Below are 12,116 nucleotides of genomic sequence, written 5' to 3'. Positions count from 1 at the left end.
CTAATCATGCGATATGCGCGCCGCCTCTCACGATCCTTTGCTTATCCCGCTGCTATCGCTGGGCAATTTCGTCGTAGGTGTCGCCGCCTTCTCGATCGTCGGCATTCTGGAGCCGCTGGGCGCGGACCTGGGCCAGTCCGCCGCCGCCGCGGGCCAGCTTCTGACCGTCTACGCGCTGGCCTACGCGATCCTTTCGCCCCTGATGGTCGCGCTGAGCGGCCGGATCGGGCGCAGGCGCGTGCTGACCGCCGCCGCCCTGCTGATCGCCCTGGCTGCCGCCATCTCGGCCCTGGCGCCGGATTTCGCCGTGCTCAACATCGGACGGATCATTGCCGCCGCCGGGGCGGGCATCTTCACCCCCGTCGCCGCCGCCGTGGCTGCGACCCTGTCGCCAGAGGATCGCCGTGCCAAGGTGCTGGCCGCCGTCTTTTTCGGCTTCACCATCAGCCAGGTCATGGGCGTGCCCATCGGCAGCTGGATCGCCTATACCTTCGGTTGGCGCTGGACCTTCTGGCTGGTGACCCTGCTCGCCCTGCCCGTGGCCCTGCTCATCTGGCTCCGCGTGCCAGCGGGGCTCAAATTCCAGCCCGTGCGCATGCAAGACCTTGGTGAAGTCATCCTGCGCGGGCGCGTCATGCTGGCCGTGCTTTTCACCTCCACGTTCCTCGGCGCGACCTACGTTCTCTACACCTACATCGCGCCACTGCTAAGCCAGACCATGGGCTACGGCCGTGACGGCATCGCCTTCATCCTGCTGGTCTTCGGCTGCGGCGCGGTCTGCGGCAACATGCTGGGCGGCTACCTTGCCGACCGCTTCGGCTGGCGGGTCACGCTGGCGGGGCTCTGCCTGACACAGATCGTCATCATGCCGCTCTATTCCCTCCTGCCCGTCAGCACCGCCGTGCTGATCGCCATGTCCTTTTTCTGGTCCTTCTTCGGCTGGGCCTTCATGGCGGGCCAGCAGATGCGCCTCGTGGGCATGGCCGGCTCGCAGGCCCCTGTCGTCCTCGCGCTCAATGCCGCCGCGATCTACATCGGTGCCGCCGTCGGCTCCGCCCTCGGAGGTCTCGTCATCGCCACTTTCGGCATCATCGCCATCGGCCTTGCCGCCGGGATCGCAGCCGCACTTGCCCTTCTGCACCTCGAAGTTTCGGCCCGTCTCTCGCCCGCTCCTGCAACCCCCTCTTGACGCGCCCGCCCCACGGGGTCACAAGGCCCCCACATAACCCGCAACCGGGCGTCTCGTGGGCGCCAAACTGACGAGGAGCGCCAGACATGGCCCAGATCGCACTTACCCTTCCCGACGGCAACCAACGGCACTACGATGCAGGCATCACTGCTGGCGAGGTCGCGGCCGACATCTCCACCTCCCTCGGCAAAAAGGCGATCAGCGCCACCGTCGACGGCAAGCACTTCGATCTGGCATGGCCGATTGAGCAGGACTCGCATATCGCCATCCACACCATGGCCGACGAGGAACAGGCGAACGAACTGGTGCGCCACGACCTTGCGCACATCATGGCCCGCGCCGTGCAGGAGATCTGGCCGGACACCAAGGTCACCATCGGCCCGGTGATCAAGGACGGCTGGTACTACGACTTCGACCGCGAGGAACCCTTCACCCCCGAAGACCTCGGGCTGATCGAGAAAAAGATGAAGGAAATCATCAACAAGCGCGATCCCGTCCGCACCGAGGTCTGGGACCGCGCCCGCGCGATCAAGCACTACGAAGACTTGGGTGAGCCCTACAAGGTCGAACTGATCGAGGCGATCCCCGGCGATGAGCCGCTGCGCATGTACTGGCACGGCGACTGGCAAGACCTCTGCCGTGGCCCGCACCTGCAACACACCGGCCAGGTCCCCGGCGACGCCTTCAAACTGATGTCCATCGCCGGCGCCTACTGGCGTGGCGACAGCAACCGCGCGATGCTCCAGCGCATCTACGGCGTGGCCTTCACCGGCAAGGAAAAGCTGCGCGCGCATCTCAACATGCTCGAAGAAGCCGCCAAGCGCGACCACCGCAAGCTGGGCCGCGAGATGGACCTCTACCACATGCAGGAAGAGGCCCCCGGTCAGGTCTTCTGGCACCCCAACGGCTGGCGCATCTATACCGAGCTTCAGGACTACATGCGCCGCCAGCAGCGCAAGGGCGGCTATGTCGAGGTGAACACCCCGCAAGTCGTGGACCGCAAACTCTGGGAGGCCTCGGGCCACTGGGAAAAATACCAGGAGCACATGTTCATCGTCGAAGTGGACGAGGACCACGCGCGGGAAAAGGCGATCAACGCGCTCAAGCCCATGAATTGCCCCTGCCACGTGCAGATCTTCAACCAGGGCCTGAAATCCTACCGCGACCTGCCGATGCGCATGGCCGAATTCGGCTCCTGCGCACGCTATGAGCCCTCCGGCGCCCTCCACGGTATCATGCGCGTGCGCGGCTTCACCCAGGACGACGGCCACATCTTTGCCGCCGAGGATCAGATCGGGGCGGAATGCGCCAAGTTCATCGACTTCCTGTCGAACATCTACCGCGACCTCGGGTTCGAGAAATTCGACATCCTGTTCTCCGACCGGCCCGAACAACGCGCAGGCTCGGACGAGACCTGGGACAAGGCCGAAAAAGCGCTGCTCGAAGCGACCCGCGCCGCCGGTGTCGAGCCACAGATGAACCCCGGCGAGGGTGCTTTCTATGGCCCCAAGCTGGAATTCTCGCTCACTGATGCCATTGGCCGCGTCTGGCAGTGCGGCACCTTCCAGGTCGATTTCGTCCTGCCCGAGCGGCTTGATGCGACCTACATCGGTGCCGACGGTGCCAAGCACCGCCCGGTGATGCTGCACCGCGCCTGCCTCGGCTCTTTCGAGCGATTCATCGGCATCCTGATCGAGGAACACGCGGGCAAGCTGCCCTTCTGGCTCGCCCCCCGTCAGGTCGTCGTCGCCTCCATCACCTCCGAGGCAGACGATTACGTGCACGAGGTCGTCGAAACCCTGACCAAGGCCGGCGTTCGCGCCGAAGCCGACGTGCGCAACGAAAAGATCAACTACAAGGTCCGCGAACATTCCGTCGGCAAGGTCCCCGTGATCCTCGTCGTGGGCGCGCGCGAGGTGGAAGAGAAAACCGTCTCCGTCCGCCGCCTTGGCGAAAAGCAGACCAGCGTGCAGCCGCTGGCCGAAGTGGCTGTAACATTGGGCAAAGAGGCCACGCCGCCCGATCTGCGCGCGTGATCGCTCTGTAACATTTCCTGCGCCGGGTTCCGGCCCGGCGCGGGATAAATGTAACAAAATCCGGGGATTCCCCGCCCAATCCCGAAAATTCCACAAGAATTCTCACGCGATCTCTGACAGGATCGTGACACACTTGCTCGTGACTGGCGTCAAAACGCCGCGGGTGTTTTAGTCTGCCCATCATCAGTCTCAACCCGACCCAAGGAGAGGAAAAACATGTCAAACGCTCTGAAATCCGTCGCCATCGCCGGTGCCGTCGCCGCCGCCATGACCGCGCATTCCACCACGTCTGCCGAAGCCGCAGCCAAGGAAAAGTGCTACGGCGTCTCGCTCGCCGGCAAGAACGACTGTGCGGCGGGCCCCGGCACCACCTGCGCCGGCACCTCCACCGTCGACTACCAGGGCAACGCATGGACCCTCGTCGACGCAGGCACCTGCGCTGAGATCGAGCTGCCCAAGATGGCCGACGGCACTGACCGCCAGGGCTCGCTCGAGCCGCTGGAGCGTGACCTGCCCGCCTAAGCGATCCCCCGGGCGGACCCTCTCCGCCCGGGACCCATCCGCCCTAACAGACGAAGACCCCATGCTCGACACCTCGCCCCCCTCAGGCCGCCTGCCCCACGCCCCCGGCGTCGGGTACAAGCCGCAGCACTTCGACGCGCTGCGCCGCGATCCCGGCCCGGTCAGCTGGATCGAGGTCCATGCCGAGAACTACATGGGCGACGGCGGCCGCCCCCTTGCGCAACTCGCCGCCCTCTCCAACCAATTTGCGATCTCCGTGCACGGCGTCGGCCTTTCCATCGGCGGAGAAGGCCCGCTCGACCCCGATCACCTCACCCGGCTCAAACGCCTCTGCGACCGCGTGAACCCCGCAAGTTTTTCCGAACATCTCGCCTGGTCGACGCACGGAGCGGAGTTCTTGAACGATCTTCTGCCCCTGCCCTACACCCCCGACACGCTGGCGCGCGTGGCCGACCATATCAATCAGGTCCAGGACCGTCTCGGGCGACAAATGCTCCTCGAAAACCCGTCCAGCTACCTGAAATTTGATGAGAGCACCTTGTCCGAAACGGACTTTCTCTACGCGGTTACCCGGAGAACCAACTGCGGTCTCTTGCTGGATGTGAACAATGTGTTCGTTTCATCCACAAATCTCGACCTAAGCCCCCAAGCCTACATTGATGCCTACCCTGTAGAATGCGTCGGCGAGATTCACGTGGGGGGCCACGACGAGGATTCCGACGATTTCGGAGCGCCGCTGCTGATCGACAGCCACGGCAAACCGGTCGTTGATCCGGTCTGGGCGCTTCTGGATCATGCCCTCACCCGCACAGGCCCCAAGCCGATCCTCGTGGAGTGGGACAATGATGTGCCCGACTGGCCCGTCTTGCGCGCCGAGACAGAATGCGCTGCCGAGGCGCTTGCACACTTCCGCGCCCGGGCCGCATCATGACCAGCCAGGCCGCCTTCCGCGCGGGGCTGCTCGACCCGTCACTCCCCGTGCCTGAGGGCCTTTCCGACGCGCGGCACAACCCCGCAGGCAAGCGCTATGCGGTCTACCGCAACAACGTCACCGTCTCCCTGCTCGAGGCCATGCAGACGGCCTTCCCCCTCGTCGCCAAGCTTATCGGCCCGGAGACGTTCAAACGCCTCGCGACACTCTACGTGCGTGCCCATCCGCCGACATCACCGGTCATGATGTTCTACGGCGCTGATTTCCCGACATTTCTTGAGGGTTTCGACCCGCTTTCGCATATCGGCTATCTCCCCGATGCCGCCCGGCTCGAACTCGCCCTCCGACAGTCCTACCACGCTGCCGATGCGCCCTCCTTCGATGCGACCGCCTTTGAGAGGCTCGCGCCCGACGCGCTGATGGAGGCAAAGATCGCCCTCGCCCCGTCCCTACGCATCGTCGAATCGCGCTGGCCACTCTTTGATATCTGGCGCTTCAACAACGAAACCGGCGCGCCCAAGCCACGCGAGATGGCGCAGGATGTGCTGATCACACGCCCCGGCTTTGACCCCGCGCCGCATCCGCTGCCGCCGGGCGGAGCCTGCTGGCTCCGGGCGCTCAACAACGGGGCAAGTTTCGGAGCCGCTTTCGAAGCGGCCATCGCCGCGGTCCCGGAATTCAACCTTGTCGCCGCGCTGACGCTTGCACTCGATACTTCCGCATTTGCCGGGATAGACCACAAGGGCCTGAAATGAATAGCCTTTCATCACTTTATCTCGGCATCGCAAATCGTCTCGACCGCGCCGATTGGCTGATCCCAACGCTTGCACGCTTCCTTTTCGCGGCGATCCTGACGGTCTATTTCCTGAACTCGGGCCTGACCAAGCTGGGCGAAGGCGTATCGGGCATCTGGACCCCTTCCGTGGGGGCATACGCCCAGATATTCCCCAAGGCGCTTGAGGCCGCAGGCTATGACACCAGCGCCCTCGGGCTCTACCATTGGCTTGTGGTGCTGGCGGGCACCTGGGCGGAATTTCTTCTGCCCGTGATGATCGTGCTGGGCGTTCTGACGCGGCTCGCAGCAATCGGCATGATCGGCTTCGTCGTTGTTCAGTCGCTCACCGATGTCTACGGCCACGGGCAGGCAAGCGAGATCGGCGCATGGTTCGACCGCTTTCCGGATGCAATCATCCTCGATCAGCGCGCTCTTTGGGTTTTCCTGCTGCTCACGCTCGTCATCAAGGGGGCCGGACCGATCTCTTTCGATCGCGCGCTCAGCGCGCGCTAAGCCCGACGATGGCGGTCAGTCCGTCTGAAGCAAAACGCTAACTTCGCCCTCTACCTCCTTGTTCCAACCAAGGAAAAGATGGTTATCCACAAGGATCAGCGGCCGTTTCATCAAGGTCGGATGCGCCACGATCAGCGAGAGCGGCTCCTGCGACCGTTCTGTCGCATCCAGTCCCCGCCACGTCGTTGAGCGCGTGTTCAGGAGCCTGTCGCCGAATGCCTCGAAAGCCCGCTGCAGTACATCTTCGGGTATCCCGTCGGCGCGGACGTCCCGCAGTTCCGCCTCCGGGAACGCCTTCATTGCTTTTCTGCACGTGTCGCAGTTCTTAAGCCCAAAAATTAGCATTTTCCTCGCGCCCCTACTCGCCTCACGGTAATGTTTACGCGCCATTCCTTGATTTTTCCGCGTATCGGACAATTTGTTTATCCATGCACCGGACAAAGCGCCAGTGCAGAGAATAGCCCGCAGTTGCGGGTAAGGAGAAGCAAAGGAGGCACGGGAAATGCCAGTAGGCACCGTGAAGTGGTTCAACACCACAAAAGGCTACGGATTTATCGCACCCGAAGGGGGCGGCAATGATGTATTCGTCCATATCTCGGCCGTCGAACGGTCCGGGCTGACGGGACTGGCCGATGATCAGAAGGTCAGTTTCGAACTCACTGAAGGCCGTGATGGGCGTCAGATGGCGGCCGATATCACGCTCTTGTAAGACAAAAAGCCCGGCTGCAAAAAAGGCCGGGTCCAGATAATTCAATCTCTCTGTAAAGCCGCCAGTCTCTGCAGCGCAGCTTGATTTTTCTCACTGCTTTTCCCGCATCAGTTTGCGGACCACGCGGCAAAGTGGTGCTCGGCAGCGGCAGTGTTTTTGTCAGGCTCTCGCCTTGGCTTCTTGTCTTTTCATACTGCTAAATGAAAAAAGGCCCGGACCGCACAACCCGAGCCTTCGCCTTTGTTGATTTACAGGCTCAATACTCGGCGCATCCTTTCACGCCCGGCCGGCAGTCAGGTCGCGCAGAGCGGTGGTAGGTCTTGCGCTTCACGACCCGCTGCGGTGTCTGCATCATCTGCTGATAGGTGATACGTTCGGTCGGCCGTCCACAGCTGACGGTCCCCGACACAGTGACCGGCTGCAGCCCCGGCGGACAGTAATTCGCCGTGGTCGGCACCGGGTAGACCTTCGTTTCAGGCACGTAGGGCTTGGTTTCTTTCACCGGCTTCTTGGTATCGGTGTCCTTCTTGCTGAAGTCCTTCTCCTCCGGAGGGCCGTCCCGGTTCTGGATGATAACCACAGTGGGATCTTCCCCATCCGGCTCCTCGGTGACCGGATCGTCGTCGGTCACGTCCTCATCGGGCGGATCCTCGGTCACCGGGTCCTCGTTTGTCACGTCCTGGTCGTTCGGCGGGTTGGGTGGATCGTTCTCGAAGCCGGTGATGGCCAGCGCTGACACGGGCAACGAGAGGGAAAGGATGAGGGCGAGAATAGCGGGTAGTTGGGGTTTGATGCGCATGGCGCTCCCTCGCTTTGTGTTTCTTGACTGCTCGTTGCCGCAACCTTGGCCCCGCGACAGTCACAAGTCTAGCTTTTTCATAGGCGTGTGCGGATTTCGCAGGCCAGATGATGCAGGTTTCCCACCGGGGACCACTAGCTCTGGGGCTATGACAGACGCGCGGGGAGGTTCTGGTAACCGTGAAACCGGATGCGGCCGCCGGGGGTGCGGGTGTCGGAGAGCCTGTAGTCGGGGAAGCGTTTGAGGAAATGTTCGAGGGCGATGCGGCCTTCCATCCGCGCCAGCGTGAGGCCCACGCAGAAGTGGGGGCCAGCGGCGAAGGCGAGGTGGCGGTTGGGGTGGCGGGTGATGTCGAATTGGGTCGGGTTATCAAAGACTTCTGGATCCCGGTTGGCAGCACCGATGCAGAGATGCAGGTTGGTGCCGGGTGGAATTTTGTGACCGCCGAATTGCACCTCCGCCGTGGTCTCGCGGTTGCCGAACTGGTTGGGGGAACGGTAGCGGAGGACCTCTTCGACGCCCCTGTCGATGAGGGTCAAGTCATTGAGAAGACGGGATTTTTGATCGGGGTGATCGTGCAGCAGAGCAAGGCCGTTGCCGATGAGGTTGGTGGTGGTCTCATGCCCGGCGTTGAGGATGAAGATGCAGTTCTGGATCAGCTCGATTTCGGAGAGTTTTCCGCTGTCGTCGCCCTGGATCAGGCGGGTCAGGACGTCGGTTTCGGGGTCCCCCGGATGGGCGCGGCGGCGGGCGATAAGGTCTTGTAAATATTGCTTGAATTCGGTGACGGCGGCGTGGCCTCGGGCGAGTTGGGCCTCGGTCAGCGTGGGCTCCAAAGCGCCTAGGATGGCGAGGGACCAGTCGCGCAGGGGGTGACGCTCCTCCATGGGGATATCGAGGAGGTTTCCGATAATCTGGATGGGGATGACCGAGGCGAAATCTTCAATGAGATCAGACTCTTGCGGCATGTTGTCGAGCAGGTGATCGACCGTTGCGATGAGGCCCGGCTCCATTGCCTTGAGCGCGCGGGGGGTCAGCGCGCTGGTCATGATGCGGCGGACGCGGGTGTGGAGCGGCGGGTCGTTGAAAACCAGGCTTGTCGTGTGGTGTTCGTAGAGCGGGGTGCCCCGGCCGAACTTAGGGGCAAAGGCTTGTTTTTTATCGGAAATATAGGTGCCCGTGTCCTTGTAGATCGCACTCAGATCAGCATGGCGGCAGATCAGATAAGACCCGTCGGGCTGGGGGGTGACGGGGCTTTGGCGCAGCAGATCGTCGTAGAACGGGAAAGGATTGGCAACGAATCCGGCGGGGGGATTTGCGAGGTCGAACATGGGCTTACGTGGTTAACGGGCGATTTCGTGAAGGATGGGTTAATTATCACAGTTTGTACACCGCGCGTACACCGGACAGGCATATGCGTGTCACGGGGGGCCGGTGTTGCGTCAGGGCGGTTAACGGGGCGTCCGGGCGTGGGGTCAAACCACACCCTACGCCATGCATTCGCGGCAGCGGGGGATGGCGGGGTCGGCCTTGAGGCGGGCGGGGGCGATCTCCTCCCCGCAATCGGTGCAATAGCCGTAGTCGCCCTCCTCGATCCGTTTGAGGGCGGCGTGGATGCGCTGGCGCTCGGCGGCGCGGCGGCGGACCTGGGCCTGGGCCATAGCCTGGTTCTGGAGCGCGTCCATGCGGGTCAGCCGGCCCGTCGATTGTTGGTCGAGCGTCACGGGGCCGGTGGCGTCATGGGCGGCGGCATCCTCGGCGTCGAGGGCATCGAGACGGGATTAGAGAATTTTGCGGGGGTCCGTCATTCGGCGGCGATGACGGTGATCGCCTTGGCCCTTTGCATTGTCTCTGCGTCACGTCGCGCGGTTTCGAGGTCGAAATGGGTTTGCAGGTTCAGCCAGAATTCGGCGCTGGTGTCGAAAGCGGCGCTCAACAGGAGCGCGGTGTCGGCGGTCACGGCGGATTTGCCCGCGATGATGCGTGTGATGCGGTTGGCGGGCACGCCGAGGCGCTTGGCGAAGGCGGTGGCGCTGAGGCCGTAGGGCGCGAGGAATTCCTCCTTGAGGATTTCGCCGGGGTGGATCGGGTCAATGGTAGTCGCAGATTTCGACATCGGTGGCACCTCCCTCTTCCCAGCGGAAACAAATGCGCCACTGGTCATTGATACGGATGGAATATTGCCCGGCACGGTCGCCGGAAAGTTTTTCGAGCCGGTTGCCCGGCGGGCTGCGTAGGTCACGCACCTCGGCGGCGGCGTGAAGCATCAGCAGTTTGCGTTTCGCCTGCCGCGCGAAGGGGCGGAACTGGCGGGCGGGTTGGCCTGCGGTGTGGAGTTTTTCCGTGTGTTTGCAGGCGAAGGTCTTGATCATGTTGGTACGTGGTACGTATCATGGATTGGCGCGGAGTGCAAGGGGTTGGGCGGTGCGATGATGTAGGGTGGGATTTATCCCACCGTTGTGGTGGGTGGGTTAAAGCGCGCCCTACGCTTGCTGCCATCGCCATTCCGAGTGACTCAAAATGTTGTCGTGCCAAAAAGCGACAACTCTGTTAACCGCTAGTTTTTGCCTCCAACGCTCTAAACGTGCATCTTCTCCGACCGGATTGAGATATTCTGGATGCACGCGTTCAACAATTTCGATTTGCTTTTCTCGGAAATACTTAGAAATAAGAAGATTCAAATGCGTATCGTCGCCGCTATAGCCAAATAGAATCAACCCGTGACATTCTATCATCGCCTCCTCAAGCCTTCTCCAATATTTCCTCAATATTGGCGAAGCGGCTATGACCGCGCTCTTATGCTGCACGTGAGTCAAAACCAAATGGGAACTTGAATATCCTTCAAGTTGACGCACACCGGACATCGAGGATTTGTAGAATTCGCCGGTCGGAGAATTGTACTAGAGAGGTGAACCGTGAAGATGCAGATAGTAGCTCTGCCTCGAAGGATGATATCTTTCCAGATTCTCTGCGGAGAACGCAGAGACAAATCCATCGATCATACAGGAATAACCTCGAAACAATTCAGTGTTCACAAAAGATCTATAGAGTAATTCATCATAATTGAGCGTCGCAACATGGCTTCGTGTTTCAAGCAAATAAGAAACTAACGTATCAACGAAAGGTTGAGGCAATACGTGTAGGCCAAGATGAAAGTAAGATGCAGCCGCATGAATGTAGCTTCTAATTGCAAACGGAAAAAGTTTTCCGTCTTCTGTGAGCCAACTCGCGCCGTCTTCGGTTTCGTTCTTCGCAATCTCATCGCAAGCCGCCAACACCCTCTGAAGACGATCAAGATCGGCCTCGCTCTTTGGTGCAACGTTTGTCTCGTCTTCGAGAACGGCTCCAGGAAGACATCTGATAATTAGTTCCTTCTGGGGTTCGGACAGAATAGCAGGGTTGTTCCAAGCTGAATTAAGCGCGACCTCTAATTGAAAGAAGCTGTTGTCCAATGCTCTGCCGAGACCATTGCCAAATAGAATTAGCTTCCGCATTCAGTCGCCTATATTACCTCATCAGCCGCGCACAGCGCGCCCGTTTTGAACTCAAAACGCTCCACTGGAGCGTTTTGCCCCCGCTCAAGCGGGGTCGTTCAATACCCCCTCAAATTCCCGCCATTCCCCCTTGGACATGCCAGAGGTCTCCTGCGTCACCGTCTCACCCTTCAACATCCGGCGGACACAATCAAGGGCTGTGGCGGAGAGGTTGGCTCCGCCTAAGCGGTAGTCCTCGAAGGCGCCGTAGGCCGCCGGGACCCAGTCGGCGACGACTTTGCAGATTTCCTCGGCGTAGACGCGGATTTCGTATTGGGCGTGGGCGTCGGCGCGCAGGCGGAGGAAGTGGAAGAGGTTGTGCAGGTCCACCTTCCAGTACCATTGGGTGTAGATATTGGCGGGCAGGTTCATGCGGGCGAGTTCGCGGGCGAGGCCGTCCTGGCCGTCCTGGCTGATCATTTCCTCGTAGTGGTCGTAGGCGCGGGTTGAGTCGGCCTTGAGGTATTCGAGGACGCGGGCGGCTTCCTCGCCTTCGAGGAGTGCGCCGCGGCCCTGGTTGTTGACGGTGCTTTGCGCGTTGAGGTTTTCGGGGGCGGGGATGTAGAACTCGCGGTCGAGGATGGAGTAGCGGGCGGAGTATTCGTTGACGTTGGCGGTGCGGTGGCGGATCCACTGGCGGGCGACGAAAACGGGGAGTTTGACGTGCAGCTTGATCTCGCACATCTCGAAGGGGGTCGAGTGCCAGTGGCGCATCAGGTAGCGGATGAGGCCGGCGTCGTTCTGGACGGATTTGGTGCCTTTGCCATAGGAGACGCGGGCGGCCTGGCAGATGGCGGCGTCGTCGCCCATGTAGTCGATGACGCGGATGAAGCCGTGGTCGAGGACTTGGTGGGCCTTGTAGAGATGCGCCTCCATGCCGGGGACGGTGGCGCGCAGGGTTTCATGGGTCGTGCTGCGCAGGGCGTCGATTTCGGCGGTCTGTTCGGGGGAAAGGGGCATGGGCAGCGGTCCTCGGGTGACAAGATGGATTCGCGCACCACTATATCTGGGTGCAGGGCATGCAGGAACTGCAATATGCGGTATTGTTTTTTGACCACCCTTGGGCAGTAATTTGCACGTCCCTGCCGCGTGATCGTTGACAAGAACAC

At 61.4% G+C, this 12,116-nt stretch carries 16 protein-coding genes; 7 read left to right on the top strand and 9 right to left on the bottom strand.

Translation table 11 applies throughout. The features are described from left to right. Nucleotides 1-13 precede the first annotated feature (13 nt). The 6 genes from AB2B41_RS04730 to AB2B41_RS04705 all read left to right on the top strand — a co-directional run bounded on the left by AB2B41_RS04730 (nt 14) and on the right by AB2B41_RS04705 (nt 5,966). Nucleotides 14-1,189 (top strand): MFS transporter, encoded by a 1,176-nt coding sequence (locus AB2B41_RS04730; RefSeq protein ID WP_367876601.1) that lies wholly within the window; start codon nt 14-16, stop codon nt 1,187-1,189. An 86-nt stretch (nt 1,190-1,275) separates the two neighbouring features. Next, a complete protein-coding gene (gene thrS, locus AB2B41_RS04725) occupies nt 1,276-3,225 on the top strand; it encodes a threonine--tRNA ligase (RefSeq protein WP_367876600.1) in 1,950 nt (649 codons plus the stop codon). Between the two features lie 216 nt (nt 3,226-3,441). Further along, the gene (locus tag AB2B41_RS04720) at nt 3,442-3,747 is read left to right on the top strand and encodes a BufA1 family periplasmic bufferin-type metallophore (RefSeq protein ID WP_367876599.1); all 306 of its coding nucleotides are present in this window, start codon (nt 3,442-3,444) and stop codon (nt 3,745-3,747) included. A 61-nt stretch (nt 3,748-3,808) separates the two neighbouring features. Next, entirely contained in the window at nt 3,809-4,678 is an 870-nt protein-coding gene (bufB, locus tag AB2B41_RS04715; protein ID WP_367876598.1) for an MNIO family bufferin maturase, read from the top strand. Continuing rightward, nucleotides 4,675-5,433 (top strand): HvfC/BufC family peptide modification chaperone, encoded by a 759-nt coding sequence (locus AB2B41_RS04710; protein WP_367876597.1) that lies wholly within the window; start codon nt 4,675-4,677, stop codon nt 5,431-5,433. The genes bufB and AB2B41_RS04710 overlap by 4 nt, the downstream gene beginning before the upstream one ends. Further along, the gene (locus AB2B41_RS04705) at nt 5,430-5,966 is read left to right on the top strand and encodes a DoxX family protein (RefSeq protein ID WP_367876596.1); all 537 of its coding nucleotides are present in this window, start codon (nt 5,430-5,432) and stop codon (nt 5,964-5,966) included. Before AB2B41_RS04710 ends, AB2B41_RS04705 begins: the two co-directional genes overlap by 4 nt. Before the next feature lie 15 nt (nt 5,967-5,981). On the opposite strand, the gene AB2B41_RS04700 is transcribed toward AB2B41_RS04705, so the two are convergent. After that, nucleotides 5,982-6,311 (bottom strand): arsenate reductase family protein, encoded by a 330-nt coding sequence (locus tag AB2B41_RS04700; protein WP_367876877.1) that lies wholly within the window; start codon nt 6,309-6,311, stop codon nt 5,982-5,984. A 157-nt stretch (nt 6,312-6,468) separates the two neighbouring features. Between AB2B41_RS04700 and AB2B41_RS04695 the strand changes: the two genes are divergently transcribed. Beyond that, nucleotides 6,469-6,675 (top strand): cold-shock protein, encoded by a 207-nt coding sequence (locus tag AB2B41_RS04695; protein WP_367876595.1) that lies wholly within the window; start codon nt 6,469-6,471, stop codon nt 6,673-6,675. A 256-nt stretch (nt 6,676-6,931) separates the two neighbouring features. Here the strand turns inward: AB2B41_RS04695 and AB2B41_RS04690 are convergent, their stop codons facing one another. From AB2B41_RS04690 to thyX, 8 genes are all read right to left on the bottom strand, one after another. After that, a complete protein-coding gene (locus AB2B41_RS04690) occupies nt 6,932-7,474 on the bottom strand; it encodes a hypothetical protein (RefSeq protein WP_367876594.1) in 543 nt (180 codons plus the stop codon). Between the two features lie 146 nt (nt 7,475-7,620). Next, a complete protein-coding gene (locus AB2B41_RS04685; protein WP_367876593.1) occupies nt 7,621-8,805 on the bottom strand; it encodes a cytochrome P450 in 1,185 nt (394 codons plus the stop codon). 156 nt (nt 8,806-8,961) lie between these two features. Continuing rightward, nucleotides 8,962-9,198, bottom strand: coding sequence for a TraR/DksA family transcriptional regulator (locus tag AB2B41_RS04680; RefSeq protein WP_367876592.1), 237 nt, complete (start codon nt 9,196-9,198; stop codon nt 8,962-8,964). Nucleotides 9,199-9,278: 80 nt separating this feature from the next. Beyond that, entirely contained in the window at nt 9,279-9,590 is a 312-nt protein-coding gene (locus tag AB2B41_RS04675; protein WP_367876591.1) for a HigA family addiction module antitoxin, read from the bottom strand. After that, on the bottom strand, nt 9,565-9,846 hold the full coding sequence (locus tag AB2B41_RS04670; RefSeq protein WP_367876590.1) for a type II toxin-antitoxin system RelE/ParE family toxin: 282 nt from the start codon (nt 9,844-9,846) through the stop codon (nt 9,565-9,567). Before AB2B41_RS04670 ends, AB2B41_RS04675 begins: the two co-directional genes overlap by 26 nt. 111 nt (nt 9,847-9,957) lie before the next feature. Then, entirely contained in the window at nt 9,958-10,281 is a 324-nt protein-coding gene (locus AB2B41_RS04665; RefSeq protein WP_367876589.1) for a hypothetical protein, read from the bottom strand. 93 nt (nt 10,282-10,374) lie between these two features. Then, entirely contained in the window at nt 10,375-10,968 is a 594-nt protein-coding gene (locus AB2B41_RS04660; protein WP_367876588.1) for a hypothetical protein, read from the bottom strand. Between the two features lie 84 nt (nt 10,969-11,052). Further along, on the bottom strand, nt 11,053-11,967 hold the full coding sequence (thyX, locus tag AB2B41_RS04655) for an FAD-dependent thymidylate synthase (protein ID WP_367876587.1): 915 nt from the start codon (nt 11,965-11,967) through the stop codon (nt 11,053-11,055). Nucleotides 11,968-12,116: the final 149 nt, after the last annotated feature.

It is taken from the genome of Sulfitobacter sediminis (assembly GCF_040811725.1).
Lineage (GTDB): Bacteria > Pseudomonadota > Alphaproteobacteria > Rhodobacterales > Rhodobacteraceae > Sulfitobacter > Sulfitobacter sediminis.
The sequence above is the reverse complement of the archived record's forward strand: the minus strand, read 5'-3'. Positions and strand labels throughout refer to the sequence as shown.